The 15,950-nt window shown below is 59.2% G+C and carries 13 protein-coding genes; 7 read left to right on the forward strand and 6 right to left on the reverse strand.

From position 1 onward, the window contains the following. Positions 1 to 177 precede the first annotated feature (177 nt). Genes RHM56_RS11285 through RHM56_RS11305 form a run of 5 tightly spaced genes read left to right on the forward strand, consistent with a single transcriptional unit; the run spans position 178 to position 5,589 of the window. Positions 178 to 1,218, forward strand: coding sequence for an ABC transporter substrate-binding protein (locus RHM56_RS11285; RefSeq protein WP_322241269.1), 1,041 nt, complete (start codon positions 178 to 180; stop codon positions 1,216 to 1,218). 24 nt (positions 1,219 to 1,242) lie between these two features. Next, positions 1,243 to 2,697, forward strand: a complete 1,455-nt coding sequence (locus RHM56_RS11290) for a sugar ABC transporter ATP-binding protein (RefSeq protein ID WP_322241270.1) — start codon at positions 1,243 to 1,245, stop codon at positions 2,695 to 2,697. Next, a complete protein-coding gene (locus tag RHM56_RS11295) occupies positions 2,694 to 3,704 on the forward strand; it encodes an ABC transporter permease (protein ID WP_322241271.1) in 1,011 nt (336 codons plus the stop codon). Before RHM56_RS11290 ends, RHM56_RS11295 begins: the two co-directional genes overlap by 4 nt. Further along, positions 3,701 to 4,663, forward strand: coding sequence for an ABC transporter permease (locus RHM56_RS11300; RefSeq protein ID WP_322241272.1), 963 nt, complete (start codon positions 3,701 to 3,703; stop codon positions 4,661 to 4,663). Before RHM56_RS11295 ends, RHM56_RS11300 begins: the two co-directional genes overlap by 4 nt. Before the next feature lie 14 nt (positions 4,664 to 4,677). Then, the gene (locus tag RHM56_RS11305; protein ID WP_322241273.1) at positions 4,678 to 5,589 is read left to right on the forward strand and encodes an SMP-30/gluconolactonase/LRE family protein; all 912 of its coding nucleotides are present in this window, start codon (positions 4,678 to 4,680) and stop codon (positions 5,587 to 5,589) included. Here the strand turns inward: RHM56_RS11305 and RHM56_RS11310 are convergent. The 6 genes from RHM56_RS11310 to RHM56_RS11335 form a co-directional block, all read right to left on the reverse strand. Continuing rightward, positions 5,577 to 6,761, reverse strand: a complete 1,185-nt coding sequence (locus RHM56_RS11310; RefSeq protein WP_322241274.1) for a contractile injection system protein, VgrG/Pvc8 family — start codon at positions 6,759 to 6,761, stop codon at positions 5,577 to 5,579. The genes RHM56_RS11305 and RHM56_RS11310 overlap by 13 nt on opposite strands. Positions 6,762 to 6,986: 225 nt before the next feature. Further along, a complete protein-coding gene (locus RHM56_RS11315) occupies positions 6,987 to 7,424 on the reverse strand; it encodes a YqaA family protein (protein WP_322241275.1) in 438 nt (145 codons plus the stop codon). 231 nt (positions 7,425 to 7,655) lie between these two features. Next, positions 7,656 to 8,543 (reverse strand): alpha/beta hydrolase, encoded by an 888-nt coding sequence (locus RHM56_RS11320; RefSeq protein WP_322241276.1) that lies wholly within the window; start codon positions 8,541 to 8,543, stop codon positions 7,656 to 7,658. Between the two features lie 19 nt (positions 8,544 to 8,562). After that, positions 8,563 to 10,803, reverse strand: coding sequence for a TonB-dependent siderophore receptor (locus RHM56_RS11325; RefSeq protein WP_322241277.1), 2,241 nt, complete (start codon positions 10,801 to 10,803; stop codon positions 8,563 to 8,565). A gap of 73 nt (positions 10,804 to 10,876) precedes the next feature. Then, the gene (locus RHM56_RS11330; RefSeq protein ID WP_322241278.1) at positions 10,877 to 12,226 is read right to left on the reverse strand and encodes a sensor histidine kinase; all 1,350 of its coding nucleotides are present in this window, start codon (positions 12,224 to 12,226) and stop codon (positions 10,877 to 10,879) included. Next, on the reverse strand, positions 12,226 to 12,918 hold the full coding sequence (locus tag RHM56_RS11335) for a response regulator transcription factor (RefSeq protein WP_322241755.1): 693 nt from the start codon (positions 12,916 to 12,918) through the stop codon (positions 12,226 to 12,228). Before RHM56_RS11335 ends, RHM56_RS11330 begins: the two co-directional genes overlap by 1 nt. 247 nt (positions 12,919 to 13,165) lie before the next feature. Between RHM56_RS11335 and RHM56_RS11340 the strand changes: the two genes are divergently transcribed. After that, a complete protein-coding gene (locus RHM56_RS11340; protein WP_322241280.1) occupies positions 13,166 to 14,377 on the forward strand; it encodes a M24 family metallopeptidase in 1,212 nt (403 codons plus the stop codon). A 223-nt stretch (positions 14,378 to 14,600) separates the two neighbouring features. After that, entirely contained in the window at positions 14,601 to 15,941 is a 1,341-nt protein-coding gene (locus RHM56_RS11345) for an MFS transporter (RefSeq protein ID WP_322241281.1), read from the forward strand. Positions 15,942 to 15,950: the final 9 nt, after the last annotated feature.

A 15,950-nucleotide genomic window follows, 5' to 3' on the forward strand; every position in this document is an offset into this window, starting at 1 on the left:
GCTGCATGGATACGCGTATCTTTTGCGGGATCCCGCAGGTTATTTGCGCGCAAAGGGTATCAAGTGTGCAGTAACGCTCCAGACACAGGCCGCGTGGCCGTATCAGACTGGCGGCGTTATCAGGTACGACCGAATCAATCGGCGGCCGAAGCCCACAATAATAAAAAGGGTATTGTCATGGAACGTTTCACGCTGCGTTGCGCTTTATTGTCCACTGCATTGCTGCTTGCCCCCTTTATGTCCGCTCAGGCTGATACGGCCGACAAAACCATCGCGCTGTCCAACAACTACGCCGGTAACTCGTGGCGTCAAAGCATGCTCGCCAGTTGGCAGCAGACCACAGACCAAGCCGTTAAAACCGGGATTATTGCCGGGGCCGATTCCTTTACCACTGGCGAAAACCAGGCCACCGAACAGGCGGCGCAAATCCAGAACCTGATTTTGCAGGGTTATAACGCCATCGTGATCAACGCCGCTTCGCCGACAGCCCTGAACGGCGCGGTCAAGCAGGCCTGCGATGCGGGCATCATCGTGGTGTCGTTCGACGGGATCGTCACTGAGCCTTGCGCCTATCGGGTTTCCATGGATTTCAAACAAAGCAGTATTGATGTCATGGACTATCTGGCCAAGCGCTTCCCGCAAGGCGCCAATGTGCTGGAAGTTCGGGGTCTGGCCGGGGTCTCGGTGGACGAAACCATTCACTCCGGAATCGTCGCGGGCGCCCTAAAGCACCCGCAGCTGAAAATCGTCGGGGCGGTGAACGGCAACTGGTCGCAGACCGTGGCGCAGAAAGCGGTGGCCGGGATCTTGCCGAGTCTGCCAAAAGTCGACGCGGTGGTGACCCAGGGTGATGACGGTTTTGGGGTGGCGCAGGCGTTTATCGCCGCCGGACGTCCGCTGCCGGTGATCATCTTTGGCAACCGTGAAGAAGAGTTGGCGTGGTGGAAAAAGCAAAAAGACGCCAATGGGTATGAGTCGTTCTCCATCTCCAGCGCCCCGAGTATTGCCAGCCTGGCGTTTTGGGTGGCCCAGCAACTGCTGGATGGCAAGCAAATGCCGGACGGCAAGCCAATGCCCCATGACCTGCTGTCTCCTGCCCTCAGCGTGAGTCAGGACACCCTCGAAAGCTCGCTTAAAGGCCTGGAGAAAGGCGGGATTGTCAGCCACGTGTACAGCGTGGACGACGTGGCCCAGCTCAAGAGCCCCGTTGCGCACTAAGCGCGAGCAGCCGAGGAGAGTGTGATGAGTACGACTCAAGCACCGCTGGTTGACCTCAAGGGGGTCGGCAAGCGTTTTGGCGCCGTGCGCGCATTAGACAACGTTGACCTGATGTTTCAGGCCGGCGAGTGCCTAGGCCTGATCGGTCACAACGGCGCAGGCAAATCGACGCTGATGCATATTTTGGCCGGCACCCTGCGCGCCGACAGTGGCGCGCTGTTAATGGCCGGTGCGGACGTGCGCACCGGCTACTCGGTGCAGGTCGCCCGTCAACATGGGATTCGCTGCGTGTTTCAGGAGTTGTCGCTGTGTCCCAATCTGACAGTGGCTGAAAACACTCGCCTGATGTGCCCGGCGCTGCGTGGCTTTGGCTGGCGACGCAAGGCCGGGGCGTTGATTGTGGCCAGCCTGGACAGCATTTTTCCGGGACACGGGATCAGCCCCGGCGCGGTGATTGCCGACTTGCCGATCGGGCAGCGGCAGATGGTTGAAATCGCCCGGGCCTTTACCTGTGTCGACGAACACCTGGCCTTGGTAATTCTCGACGAACCGACCTCGTCACTCGACGCGCGGGTCGCCGAGCAACTGCTGCGGCATGTGCGGCGCTACGTTGAGGGGGGCGGCTGCGTGGTGCTGATCAGCCACATCCTCGGTGAAATGCTCGCGACCTGTGATCGCATTGCGGTCATGAGTGACGGTTGCGTGGTTGAAGTCCGCGCCGCCAGCGCTTTTACCCATGCGTCACTGGTTGAATCAATGGGCTCCATGGCCAAGGCACACGCTGCCAGCCACGTGTTTGTGTCCAAGCGCGACAGCCAGACCCCAGTGGTCAACCAGCGCCCGGCGCGCCAGCTCAACCAGCAAACCGTGGCGGCTTGGGCCGGTGAAATTGTCGGCCTGGCCGGGCTCGCGGGGCAGGGGCAGAGCCAATGGCTGGTGCAGTTGTTGCGCGAACGGGTGGCCAAAGGCCTGCCGGTGGCGCTGGTCGCAGGTGATCGGCAAACCGACGGTGTATTCAGCCTGTGGTCGATCGCCGAGAACATCACCATCAGCTCGCTGGCCGCGCTTAAACGCGGGGCGTTGATCGATCCGGCAGCCGAGCAGGCCATGGCGGCGCAGTGGCAGCAACGCATGGGCATTCGCACGCCGGACATGAACAGCCCGATTTTGTCGTTGTCGGGCGGCAACCAGCAAAAAGCCCTGTTTGCCAGGGCGCTGGCCAGCGACAGTGACTTGATTTTGATGGACGACCCGATGCGCGGCGTCGATGTCGGTACCAAGCGTGAGGTCTACGCCATCATCAAGGACGAAGCGAGCCGGGGGCGCACCTTTATCTGGTACACCACTGAGCTGGAAGAACTGGACCACTGTGATCACGTTTACGTGTTTCGCGATGGCCAGACAGTGGCCGATATGGCGCGTGATCAATTGAGTGAAGCGCAAGTACTGCGCAGTTCCTTTCAGGAGGAGGTGGCATGAACGCGCCTCAACCCATGACCTTAAAACCTCCACCGCAAACCAGTGGCGCCGTGACACCTTCGGCCGCGAGAGCGGTCAATCGTGCGCGTTTGTTACGCAACGCGCTGCCAGCCGTTTCGCTGATCGTGCTGTTGGCAACGATTTTCATCATGCAGCCTCGGGCCATGAGCTACATGGGCATGAACCTGATGCTCAACCTGGCGGTGCCCATCGCCCTGGCCACTATCGCGCAAATGCTGATCATCACCGTCAATGACCTGGATCTGTCGCTGGGTAGTTTTATCAGCTTTGTCGCCTGCGTAGCCGCCACGTTGCTCAACGATCACCCGTTGCTCGGGTGTCTGGCGCTGGTGGGGTGCGTGGCGGTGTATGCCTTGCTCGGGGCCTTGATCCATATCCGCCAGTTACCGGCGATTGTGGTCACCTTGGGCATGTCATTCATCTGGGTCGGGGGCGCAGTGCTGTTGTTGCCCGCACCCGGCGGCAGTGCGCCGCAATGGTTGCAGGCGCTGGTCAAAATCAAGACGCCGTTGTTGCCGTTCGCGGTGGTGGTGTGTGTGTTGCTGGCCGTGGCGGTGCATCTGTTTCTGATGCGTTCAACCTGGGGCGTGGTGTTGCGCGGCGCCGGTGGCAACCCGTTGGCGATTGCCAAGGCCGGGTGGTCGTTACTGCGGATCAAGGTCACGTTGTACGCCATGGCGGGCACGTTTGGCGTGCTCTCAGGCTTGTTTCTGGTGGGTTTGACCACGTCGGCTGACGCCAACATGGCCTTGCGTTACACCTTGCTGTCGATTGCCGGAGTGATTCTGGGCGGCGGTGAATTCACCGGCGGACGGGTTTCGCCCGTGGGTGCGGTGCTGGGGGCATTGACCCTGGTGCTGGCCGGGTCGCTGTTGTCGTTTATCCGCATTTCGCCGGATTGGCAGATCGGCGCCCAGGGCGCGATTTTGATTCTGGTGCTGGCCCTGCGCACTGCCGTCAACCGTCTAGAGGCTCGTCCAGCATGAACCTGAACCTTCATTTCGACCGTGTGCGCAGCAAACCCTGGTTGTGGTCGTTTCTGGCGGCCTTACTGGTGTGGCTCGCGACTCTGGTGTTTACCCGAGGCGAGGGCGCGGGAGCATTGACCTCCAGCGCGCTGTCTTTTTCAGCCTTTTTTGTGATCGTCGGTGTGGGGCAGATGTTAGTCATCACCACCGGCCCCGGCAATATCGACCTGTCGATCCCGGCCAATATCGCCCTGAGCGGTGCGGTCGGGATGAAGCTGATGGACAGCCAGAACGATCTGATCGTCCTGGGCGTGATTGGCGTGCTGGGCGTCGGGGTGTTGGTGGGGTGTGCCAACTACGCACTGATTCGCGTGCTGCGGATCCCGCCGATCATTGCCACGCTGTCGGCCAGCTTTTTGTTGCAGTCCGTGGCCATCGCTTACGGGCGCAGTGTGCGGATTGCACCGCCGGAGCTGTTTTATCAGTTCTCGACCGGGAACGTGATGGGCGTGCCTTATCTGGCGGTCGCGGTGATCGTGCTGACGGTCTTTGCAGGCTACCTGCTGAGCCGCACGCTCTATGGCCGCTGGGCATTGGCCGTGGGCCAGAACATGCGGGCGGCCGAGTTGGCCGGGGTACGGGTCGAGCGTGTGCGCTGGGCGACGTACGTGCTGAGCGCAGTGTTTGCCAGCCTCTGCGGTGTGTTGCTGGCGGGGTTTTCCGGTGGCGCGTCGCTGAGCATGGGCGATGAATACCTGCTGGCTTCGATTGCCGTGGTGGTGATCGGCGGCACGTCGGTGGCGGGCGGGTTTTCCAACGTGCCGGGCCTGTGGGGTGCGGCGCTGTTTCTGTATTTGCTGGTCAGCATGCTCAACACCTTTGGGGCCAGCGCGGGTGTGCGGCTGATCCTTACCGGGGTCATCATTATTGCGGTGATCGCCGCCGTTAGCGGGCGCAAAAGCCTGCGTAGCCTTTGAGTCAGGACCGAGAAATGAACGACGAGATTTACCAATACAACGACAATCGCTTTCGTAACCTGACGATACCCAACACCCAACTGGAGCGCCTCTATGAAGGGTGCCGCTGGGCAGAAGGCCCGGTATGGTTCAACGATGGCGGCTACCTGCTGTGGAGCGACATCCCTAACCAGCGCATCTTGCGCTGGATCCCGGGGCAGCCTGTCTCGGTGTTTCGCACGGAATCTAACTTTGCCAACGGCAACACCCGTGACCTGCAAGGGCGGCTGGTGACCTGCCAGCACGGCACCCGAAGCGTCACCCGCACCGAGCCGGATGGCCGAATCACGGTGCTTGCCGATCAGTTCGAAGGCAAACGTCTCAACTCGCCTAATGACGTGGTGGTGCACAGTGATGGCGGTATCTGGTTCACCGACCCGACCTACGGCATTCTCAGCGACTACGAAGGCTATCAGGCCGAGCCGGAACAGAGCGGGCGCAATGTGTTTCGTATTGACCCGAACACGTTTGAAATCACCTGCGTTGCCGATGACTTCGAACAGCCCAACGGTCTGGCATTTTCGCCGGATGGAAAGACCCTGTACGTCGCCGATTCGGCCCGTTCTCACGACCCGGATGCCGCGCACCATATTCGTGCCCTGCAGGTCATTGATAACTGCCGGCTAGGCCCGTCACGTGTGTTGGCGCAAATCGAACCGGGTATTCCGGACGGCTTGCGGGTCGATGTTCAGGGCAATATCTGGACCAGTGCCGGTGACGGGGTTCAGTGTTTCGATAAAAACGGTGTGCTGCTGGGCAAGATTCTATTGCCTGAAAAAGTGGCCAATCTGACGTTTGGCGGGCCACGGCGTAATCGCCTGTTCATCACGGCCAATACATCGCTGTACTCGATCTTTGTTGCGGTTGCGGGGGCTCAGTGGCCGTGAGGCGCACGCTTAGCGCTTGCTGTTGAAGCGCTCAGTTTCATAGGGGCTTCAATCTGTACCTCGTTATAGCCCGTACCGTTTGGTGTGCTGCGGCTGCGCAGCACACTACACAGGCTGCTGTTACCCGGCTGGCGATCTGCAGGGCCACAACTCTCAGACAGACAGCCGGTGATCATCGGCTGGTCGGGGTTGCCTTTGAAGAATGCCACCAGCACCTCTGTGCCGACGGGTGGCGGGGTTTCCCAGCTGGGAGGCATTGGCAGCCAACAGCAGCTGTTTTGAGCTTTTTGCACTTGGCTGTGCCAGTGAAACTGCACCTTGACCCGCTGGGCCGTGTCATTTTTGATCACGCGCGCGATGTGCGTCTCCAGTACGCAGGGCCGAGTGTGTTTGCATGCCGGGCGATAGGCCTCGCCCAGCAATGTGACGGCAAACTGATTGCGATAACCCTGAACAAAACCGTCTGTGGGTGTGTGCTCCAGTGTGTGCGGTTGTTTGCCTTGGTGATGAATTTCGGTCAGCAGCCACATTGCGTTGAAATAGCCGCTGTTCAACGCGGACGGATGGTTTTTATCGAAGAGAAACGGCGTCGGATGCTCAAGTGCCGAGAAAGCATTCTGGTTATCGCCAAACACCAGCAGATGCCCCTGGCGGGTGTGCTGGAAGTGATAGTGAATGCCTTCTTCTTCGCACAGGCGCTGGAGAAAGTGCAGGTCGGTTTCATGATGTTGCACGCAGTAATCACGAACGTGACACACGTGTTCGAGCTTGAACGCATAGGTGTCACTGAAGATGCTGTGTTCTTTGAGGAGTTGCCCAATGATTTGCTCGGCGGTTTGCTGCTCAAAGATGCGCTGGTTGGTGCGATGCTCAAGGTACGCCAGTTGCGGTACCAGGGTCAGTGTGTAAAGCGTGAAGTCGGGGTGGGGAAGGCCTTGGGCGATGGCATAGATTTGCCCGTGAACGCCTTGGCCATCGGTGCCGTAGGCCAGAAAGGCAGGCTGATGCAGCAGTTCAACGAGGTCCAGATTGGCGTGTTCGCAGACAATCTCGACAACGAAGGTATAAGGCAAATTGATGGCTTCGTTGCCGTTGAAGGAAAGAACGTGAAAGGCGTTGGTAATACCTTCGACCGTGAGACTGAAACGAGGAAGAGGGAGTATGCGTGACATGTTCGCGATTCCTTGCGCTGCGGGCACCCTGATGTAACAAAACGTCAGGAAAACTGTGGGTCACGCAAGTGTGCAAGCCGTTTTTGAAACTGGCTGTAGTACAAATCCTTTTAGTACTTAAGGAGTAAGCGAAGATTGGGTAGGGATGTTTTGTAGGTTGTCTAGGGTCTGTACGAAATGTTTTCAACGCCGCATAACCGAGCGTAGATACATTTCGTACAGAACCTAGGCCCAGCCCACAGTGACGGCGGTCAGCACCAGATACCGAGCGCCTTTAGCCAGCGTCACGATCAGCACGAAACTCCACAATGGTTCGCGCATGACACCGGCGATGACAGTCAATGGATCGCCAATAACAGGCACCCAACTTAACAACAAGGACCAGCGCCCGTAGCGCAGGTAGAAACGTTGTGCCTTGTCCAATTGGGGGTCGCTGACCGGGAACCAGCGGTGATGGCGAAAGCGTTCAATCGAGCGCCCCAATACCCAGTTCAAGACAGAACCGAGCACATTGCCCAGCGTCGCGACGCATAGCAGGGTTATAGCGACATAGTTGCCGGACAGCAACATGGCCACCAGCACGGCTTCAGATTGCATGGGCAGTATCGACGCGGCGCCGAACGCCGCGAAGAACAGGCCAAGGTAGCTGGTGAGTTCAAACACTCAAGTGCCTGCGTTAGTGGTTTTAATGGAGTTGCGTAGCAGCTGCCGAGCTGCGCGAGGCTGCGTCCGATTGCGCAGCGATCGTAAATAACGAACGCAAGGCTTAACTGATGTACCCTACAGCCCTTTCTTCACGACGGCAGCACCGCCGGACGTAGCCTCGCGCAGCTCGGCAACTGCTACGGGTGGTGGAGTTGCTATGGGCAGCCTTATCGCAGGCTTGGCCCGCAATCACAAGTCTTGCGTTTCCAGCACGTAACGCAATGAAGCGGGTAAGGTCTCGCCGTGGCTCATGCCGTCGAAGGTGTGGTAATCAACGGTCAGCCCCGGAATGCCGCTCAACTGGTGTTTCAACTGTTGCATCAAACGATCCGCTTGTCCGACGCTGGGCCCGCGCGGGTTGCCGGGTTCGGCGGTGCCGCGCATCAAGAGCAGGTGCGCATGATGGCCGTCGAGGCGTTGTTTAAAGTTAGCGGGCGGTTTGACCTCGGTCCACCACAACGACGGGCTGGCGGCCGCGTAATGGGCAAATTCTGCGGGCCGGGTGAGCAGGGCGTGCAGCACCAGCAAGCCGCCGTAGGAATGGCCCCACAGGGTTTGCTGTTGCAGGTTGATCGGTGCCTGGGCAGCAACGGCCGGACGCATTTTGTCACGCAGCAAGTCGAGGAATTCGTCGGCACCGCCGCTCGGTTGATCGGTCAAGGGGTCGGCTTGCCGGGCGAGACCGGGCCTGTTCGGGGTGTAGTCATAGGTGCGAGCAGTGCGCTCAATGCGCAGTGGCGTCTGGTAGCCGACGGCGACCAGCAATGGCGCTTTGCCGTCGGCCAGCGTTTTCAGTAACGGCGGGTCCAGTGCGCCGATGGCCGCATTGCCATCGAGCATCCATACCAGCGGGTAACCCCCTGCGGGCGGCGGGGTCGTGGGGCGGCCAATCCACAGTTGGTAATGGCGCTGGCCGTCTGCGGAATCAATCAATAGGCTGCTGAAGCGGTAGCTCAAGTCGTTGCGCTGCAGCAGGCGGGTATCCATTGGCTGGTCAGGCGCAGGCCTGGCCTGCGCGGCTTGCACTGGCAAGGCCAGGGCAAGCAGCAACGCCAAAAGGAGAGGCAGGTTTCTCATCAGGCGATCTCGTTATGGTTTAAAACGATGCAGTCAGGCTGGTGTAAATCGTGCGCCCCGGCTCGTTGTAAGTGGCGGCCCCGGCCCCGGCAATGTTGGTCACGCCCTGAGCATTGCCTGCGCGGAACAGGCGTTTGTCAAACAGGTTGTCGACGCCCGCCGTCACGCTCAGGTGACTGGTGATGGCGTAGGTGCCGCTGATACCGGTGATGGCATAAGGCGATACCTGGTGGTTGGAGGTACCGGTGACACGGTCGCCGTGGTAGTCATATTTTTTCGGCGTTTGCTTGCCGTACCAGGCCACGCTGGCTTGCAGCGACAGGTCTTGAGTGGCCTGCCAGTCCAGCATCGAGTTCAGGGTGTAACGCGGCGTGACAGACAGGTAGTCCCCGGTTTCCTTGTTTTTCGATTGCAGCATGTAGGTGAAGTTGTTGGTCCAGGTGACTTGCGGCGCCAGTGGCAGCGCCAGCGTGCCTTCCAGGCCTTCCACCAGTGCCTTGGGTATGTTTTCCCATTGATAGATCGCCGCATTGGCGTAAGTGCCAGTGCCGCCCACGGCGGTGCCGACCGGAGTCATGCCGGATTCGATCTTGTTTTTGTAGTCGTTGCGAAAGTACGTCAGACCCGCCACTACACCCTCGTGTTTGTACTCGATGCCCAGCTCTTTGTTGACGCTGGTTTCGGCCTTGAGGTCGGCGTTGCCTTGCAAGTAGCAACTGGTGCTTTGGCCGTAGCAGCCCTGGCCACGGCTATACAGCAGATAGTCAGGATCGAGCTGGTACAGGTTGGGCGCCTTGTAGGAACGGGCGATGCCTGCCTTGAGTGTCACGGTGTCGGTCAAGGCATGCGACAGGTTGAGCGACGGGCTCCAGTTGTCGCCCACAACGCTGTGATGATCCAGGCGCAAGCCGGGTGTGAGCATGGTGCCGGGGTACAGCTCAATGTTGTCGGCTGCAAACAGCGAGAAAATCTGCGCCGCCGACTCGGTGCTGCGGTTGGTGCTGGTCAGGCCGCTGACCGAGCCGCCTTCGCTGGTGGTCTGGGTATTGGCGCTTGGGTCGTCGAGTTTTTGCTGGGTCCACTCGGTGCCCAGGGTCAGCGTTTGGTCGAAACCGGCGTGCAGCGGTAAGTTGACCTCGCCATGGGCGGTCAGATCCTTCAGTACGGCGGTGTAGAAATCGTTGCTGCTGAAGATGCCTTCTGTGCCACCCGCAAGGCCTTCATTGATCCGCGTGTTGCGAGTCTTTTCGTATTGCAGGTAGGCCATGCTGTTACCGAAATCCCAATCGGCGCGGTGAGTCAGCGCGTAGGTTTCGCGGTAAGTGCGGTTAGTTTCGTGGCCCAACAGGTTTTTCACGTAGGTGTTGCTGTTGGTGTTTTGCGTGTCGCCGCTATAGATATTGCCCTGGCGGCTGTACCCGGCTTCGAAATCCAGGGTTTGGTCGGGAGTGATGCGCCAGCTCAGCAAGCCATTCACGTCTTTGTTGCGCACGCCTTCGCGGCCTGCTGGCAGGGTGCCTGCCTGGGTGCCGGTGCGCTCCGATTCGTGGCCGGAGTTGATGTCCCAGTCATCCGAATCGGTTTTCGCGACGTTGCCATAGACCCGATAGCTCAGGTTGTCAGTCAGCGGGCCATTGAGGCCGAAGCTCACCCGTTTGGTGGCACCTTCGTCACCGTGGGTCGGGAAGTTGCTGTACACCGTGGCGTTGCCGTGGGTTTCAGTCCCTGCCTGTTTGGTGATGATATTGACCACCCCGCCCGCAGCGCCGTTGCCGTAAAGCGCCGCCGCCGGACCACGCAGCACTTCGATACGCTCGACCTGATCAGCGGGTACCCAGTTGGTGTCGCCTCGGCTGTCACGCTCACCGCGCCAGCCGTAGCGCACAGAGTTGCGGCTGTTGACCGGCTTGCCATCCACCAGAATCAGCGTGTTTTCCGGGCCCATGCCGCGAATGTCGATCTGGCGGTTGTTGCCGCGCTGGCCGCTGGTGGAGTTACCCGTCAGGTTCACCCCCGGCATGGTCCGAATGATCTGTGACAGGTCATTGGCCGGCGGGCGTTTCTTGATGTCTTCGGCGGTGATGATCGACACCCCAGGCGCCTGCTTGGTTTCTTCCAGTGCAGTGGCAACGACGTTGGTGTTTTGCAGTTCCAGTGGCGCAGGGGTGGTGTCCTGAGTAGCAGCATGAACGGAACTGGCCAGCAACCAGCAGCTGGACAAGACAAAAGGGGCGAGAGGGCGCAGCGCATGTAACGACATCAGGTGATCTCCGAGACAACCAGATACAAGAAGATCACGAATGATAATAACTGCTAATTGAGAGTAAAGCGCATTAACTTTCTAAACACTTCTCGGCAGGCAACAACAGATGCATGCACAGGCCCGTCGGGCTATTGGTTGCCCACAATCGGCCTTGTTGCAGTTCGATAGCACGCTGGGCAATGGCCAGCCCCAGGCCGAAACCTTCACCGATTGAGCCCTTGAGGCGCTGATACGGCACAAACAGGTCAGGCAAGTCTTCAGCGGCCACGCCGGAGCCTTCATCTTTAAGGCATAAATGCCAAGCGTCGCCTTCGCGCCAGCCGCTTAACGTCACCTTGCCGTGTGCAGGCGAATACCGAATGGCATTGCGCAGCAGGTTTTCCAGGGCCTGGGCCAGGCTGTCGAGGTGCACATGCACATAACAATCGGTGCCGAGCAGGCAAGGCAGCCGCTCGGGAGCCCAGCCACTTTCGAAACAGGCGTCTTCACACAGCGCCTCCCATACCGACAACACCAGTACGGGTTCGCTGCGCAGTTGTGGGCGTTCAGTGTCCATCCAGGCCAGGTTCAGGGTGTCTTCCAGCAAGCGCTGCATGTCATCGATTTCACGGTCCAGCCGTTGGCGCAATTGGTCCGGCGGCAAAAGGCTGTCATGGGCGATACGCAAACGGGCCAGCGGCGTGCGCAGTTCGTGAGACAAGGTGCGCAGCAATAAACGCTGCTGGTTCAGGCTGCTGCGCAGGCGGCTGGCCATGTGCTCAAAGGCTTGAGCCAGTTCGCCCAGCTCATCGCGGCGCTTGATCAACGGCAGCGGCACCTCACTGTCCAGGTCATCGGCCCGTAGCGCGTCGGCCCGGTCGCGCAAGCGATTGAGTGGCAGCACCAAATGCCGATACAGCAACAGCCCGAGCAGGGCGGCGAGCAAGGTGGGCATCACGCCATGGCTGAGCACGTGGGTCCAGGGGGTGAGGCCACTTGGCAGCATGCGTTCAGGGAGCTGGATGACCAGTTGGCCTTGGTCAGGGTGGTTCGGGAACGGGATGCTGACGTAGGGCAGTGCGTCTTGCAGGCGTCTACTCATGGGCCAATGCAGTTGGCGCATAAAGGTCAACTGGCGATAAATCTGGGGCGTCAGCGGGGTGTTGCTCAGGCTTTCGAGGTTCGGGCCCAGTACGCTGACCCAGGTGTTTTCTTTGGCGGCCAGTTGCTGGGTGAAGCGTTCGAGCCCCGGCGTGCCTTGTGCTTGCCAGAGACTCTCGGCTTGTTGGGCGTAGTCGCCCAGATAATCACGCTCTTGCGCAGACAAGAAATAGGTTCGGCGCTCGGCCGAAAGGCCCCAGATCCAGATAATCCAGGTCAGCAGCAAACAGAAGCTGACTTGCAGCAGCGCCAGCTTCCACAACAAGGGATGACGGCGCATCAGGTACGCTCCGTCTCGACCAGGATGTAACCCTGACCGCGCACGGCCTGAATCTGAATATGCTGCGCGCCGATGGCGGCCAGCTTGCGCCGCACATTGCACACATGCACGTCCAGGCCACGATCCAGGCGGGTATAAATGCGGTGCAGCACATGCTGGTACAGAAACGCTTTGCTCAGGGGTTCGCCACCGTGTTCGTGCAGGGTCATCAACACGCGATATTCCGACAGGGTTAGCCCGGCGCTCTGGCCGTTATGCACGACGTCTTGCGCCGCCTCGTCAAAGCTCAATGCGCCGTTTTGACGCTCCGCAGGTACGGGCTTGAGCATGGCCATGCGCCGCAGCAGGGCGTCGGTGCGGGCGTCCAGTTCCGCGAGGCTGAAAGGTTTGGGCAGATAGTCATCGGCGCCCCGGGTAAAACCGGTGATGCGGTCTTGTTCGTTGCCCAGTGCCGACATCAGCATCACGGGGATATTTTGCTGGCTGCGCAGGGCTTCAAGCAGCGACAGGCCATCCATGCCCGGCAACATGATGTCGAGCAGCACCAGATCAAACGGACGTTCCTGTAAGGCCTTCAGGCCTTGAATGCCGTCAGGACAACTGGTCACGGTAAAGCCTCGCAGCAGCAGATGACGCTCCAGGTCGTGTCGCAGTCTGAAATCGTCTTCTACCAACAGCAGGTGAGTGGGTATAGGCATAGGGGGTTCTAATGAGAATATTTCACATTTGCGAATATCCCATTAATGTCAATGCTTCGCAAATGCTATCAAGGACGACGCGTCAGCTTTTATCAGTCTGGCGCGCAGGTTGCACAGCGGATCTGATCAACTACAGGTCGGATTCACACAAAAAAGGCGTCTTTGCATCTGTTCGAATGATCCTCAACGGCCCGCCCCGATGGCGGCTTCTGAAGTGCGATCACAGACAAGGGTAAATGACATGCAAATGCCTAAAACCATCCAGATCAAGAACGGCGAAAAAGTCACGCCGACGTTCTCGGCCCAGGAATACGCCAATCGCCAGGCCAAGCTGCGCGCCTATATGGCGCAAAACAACATCGATGCGGCGGTGTTCACCTCGTACCACAACCTCAACTATTACAGCGATTTCCTGTACTGCTCGTTCGGGCGCAACTATGCGCTGGTGGTCACGCAGGAGAGCGCGGTGACTATCAGCGCCAACATCGACGGTGGCCAGCCATGGCGCCGGACCATGGGCACCGACAACATCGTGTACACCGACTGGCAGCGCGACAACTACTTCGTCGCTATCCAGCAAGCGCTGCCCAAGGCCGGGCGTATCGGCATCGAATTCGACCACATGAACCTGCTCAATCGCGACAAGCTGGCCAGTCGTTACCCGCAAGCTGAGTTCGTCGACATCGCAGCGCCGTGCATGCGCATGCGCATGATCAAGTCCGCCGAAGAGCACGCCATCATTCGTCATGGCGCGCGCATTGCCGACATTGGCGGCGCGGCCATTGTCGAAGCCCTGCGTGACCAAGTGCCGGAATACGAAGTGGCGCTGCACGCAACTCAGGCCATGGTCCGCGAAATTGCCCGCACCTTCCCGGACTCCGAACTGATGGACACCTGGACCTGGTTCCAGTCGGGTATCAACACCGATGGTGCGCACAACCCGGTGACCACCCGCAAGGTCAACAAAGGCGACATTCTGAGCCTTAACTGCTTCCCGATGATTGCCGGTTACTACACCGCGCTGGAACGTACCCTGTTCCTCGATCACTGCTCTGACGAACACCTGCGGTTGTGGGAAGTGAACGTCAAAGTGCACGAGGCCGGATTAAAACTGATCAAGCCGGGCATGCGCTGCTCGGACATCGCCTTGCAATTGAACGAAATTTTCCTTGAGCACGACCTGCTGCAATACCGCACCTTTGGCTATGGCCACTCATTCGGCACGTTAAGCCACTACTACGGCCGAGAAGCCGGGCTGGAACTGCGTGAAGACATCGACACCGTGCTGGAACCGGGGATGGTGGTGTCGATTGAGCCGATGATCATGATCCCTGAAGGCCGGCCGGGCGCGGGTGGCTATCGCGAGCACGACATTTTGATCGTCAATGAGCAGGGCGGTGAAAACATCACCCATTTCCCGTATGGCCCGCAGCACAACATCATCAAGCAATAACCTGTGTGGGAGCACTTCAGACATCTGTGGGAGCCTGGCTTGCCAGCGATGGCATCGGCGCGGTTTAAACCGTAAAACCGCAGCGTCTGTATCGCTGGCAAGCCAGGCTCCCACCGTTTGAGGTGTGCCAAACGTTCTGAACACCCAACGCATGCGCGCTCAGACGCGCAGCGTTTTCTGACCCATTACCCCTGCCAACAAAAGCACAATGAGGGTATTTGTCATGTCCACAGTTTCGTCCACGCTGTCCCTGACCGTCGAACAACAGCTCGAACTCAGCAGTGAACGCAAGGCATTGCGCCGTGCGGCCACGGCCAGTTTTCTGGGCAACTTTGTCGAGTGGTTTGACTACGCTGCTTATGGCTATCTGGCGACGGTCATCGCCTTGACGTTTTTCCCGCAGACCGATGCCGCCACCGGGTTGCTGGCAACCTTCGCGGTGTTTGCGCTGTCGTTTATCGTGCGTCCGATCGGAGGGCTTATCTGGGGCCATTTCGGAGACAAATACGGGCGCCGCAGTGCCTTGGCCTGGTCGATTCTGATCATGACCGTCTCTACTTTTTGCATTGGCTTGCTGCCGGGCTACAACCATATCGGTCTGTGGGCACCCGCATTACTGTTGCTGATCCGGCTGGTGCAGGGCTTTTCGGCGTCCGGCGAATACGCGGGGGCATCGGCGTTTTTGGCCGAATATGCGCCCGAGGGCAAACGCGGTTTCTACACCAGTATCGTTCCGGCGAGTACCGCGGCCGGTCTGTTGTTTGGCGCTGTGTTTGTGGCGGGGCTGCACGCGCTGATGACTGTCGAAAACCTCCACGACTGGGGCTGGCGCTTGCCTTTTCTGCTGGCCGCGCCTTTTGGCCTGGTCGGGCGTTATATCCGCATGAGCTTGCAGGACTCACCCAAGTTCCTGGAGATGGAAAAACGCCTGGAAGCCAAGGAGTGCGCGACCCATGCGCCGATTCGTGAATTGCTCACGGTGCATCGCCGTGCCGTGATGATCGGCATTGGTGTGACCTGCCTGAACGCCGTGGCGTTTTACCTGCTGCTCAGCTACATGCCGACTTACCTGTCGACGGAAATGGGCATGAGTGAAAGCGATTCATTTATGGCGTCCACCGTGTCACTGGCGACCTACATCGGCTTGATCTTCTTGATGGGCAAACTGTCTGACCGTTTCGGTCGAAAAACCATGCTGGTGGCTGCGTCAGTGTTGTTTCTGGCACTGACATTTCCGCTGTTCGGGATGCTGGGCAACCCGTCGCTGGTGGTGATCCTGATGATCCAGATTGCCTTTGGCGCGATTCTGGCGATGAACGACGGCACCTTGCCGTGCTTTCTGGCCGAAATCTTCCCGACCCGAGTGCGTTTCAGCGGCTTTGCCTTCAGCTTCAACATCGCCAACGCCTTGTTTGGCGGCACGGCTCCGTTTATCGCCACGTGGCTGATTCAACTCACCGGCAACAAAATGGCTCCGGCCTGGTACTTGCTGGCCGCGGCAGCGGTTGCTTTGATCGCAATGCTGGCCAGTCGCGAAACAGCACACAAAGCACTGCAGGATTAAAAACCGGCC

It is taken from the genome of Pseudomonas sp. CCC3.1, assembly GCF_034347405.1.
Taxonomy (GTDB): domain Bacteria; phylum Pseudomonadota; class Gammaproteobacteria; order Pseudomonadales; family Pseudomonadaceae; genus Aquipseudomonas.

Coding starts and splice junctions, on each gene's coding strand:
- RHM56_RS11285 (WP_322241269.1), top strand. CDS start 178: ATGGAACGTTTCACGCTGCGTTGCGCTTTATTGTCCACTGCATTGCTG.
- RHM56_RS11290 (WP_322241270.1), top strand. CDS start 1,243: ATGAGTACGACTCAAGCACCGCTGGTTGACCTCAAGGGGGTCGGCAAG.
- RHM56_RS11295 (WP_322241271.1), top strand. CDS start 2,694: ATGAACGCGCCTCAACCCATGACCTTAAAACCTCCACCGCAAACCAGT.
- RHM56_RS11300 (WP_322241272.1), top strand. CDS start 3,701: ATGAACCTGAACCTTCATTTCGACCGTGTGCGCAGCAAACCCTGGTTG.
- RHM56_RS11305 (WP_322241273.1), top strand. CDS start 4,678: ATGAACGACGAGATTTACCAATACAACGACAATCGCTTTCGTAACCTG.
- RHM56_RS11310 (WP_322241274.1), bottom strand. CDS start 6,761: ATGTCACGCATACTCCCTCTTCCTCGTTTCAGTCTCACGGTCGAAGGT.
- RHM56_RS11320 (WP_322241276.1), bottom strand. CDS start 8,543: ATGAGAAACCTGCCTCTCCTTTTGGCGTTGCTGCTTGCCCTGGCCTTG.
- RHM56_RS11325 (WP_322241277.1), bottom strand. CDS start 10,803: ATGTCGTTACATGCGCTGCGCCCTCTCGCCCCTTTTGTCTTGTCCAGC.
- RHM56_RS11330 (WP_322241278.1), bottom strand. CDS start 12,226: ATGCGCCGTCATCCCTTGTTGTGGAAGCTGGCGCTGCTGCAAGTCAGC.
- RHM56_RS11340 (WP_322241280.1), top strand. CDS start 13,166: ATGCAAATGCCTAAAACCATCCAGATCAAGAACGGCGAAAAAGTCACG.
- RHM56_RS11345 (WP_322241281.1), top strand. CDS start 14,601: ATGTCCACAGTTTCGTCCACGCTGTCCCTGACCGTCGAACAACAGCTC.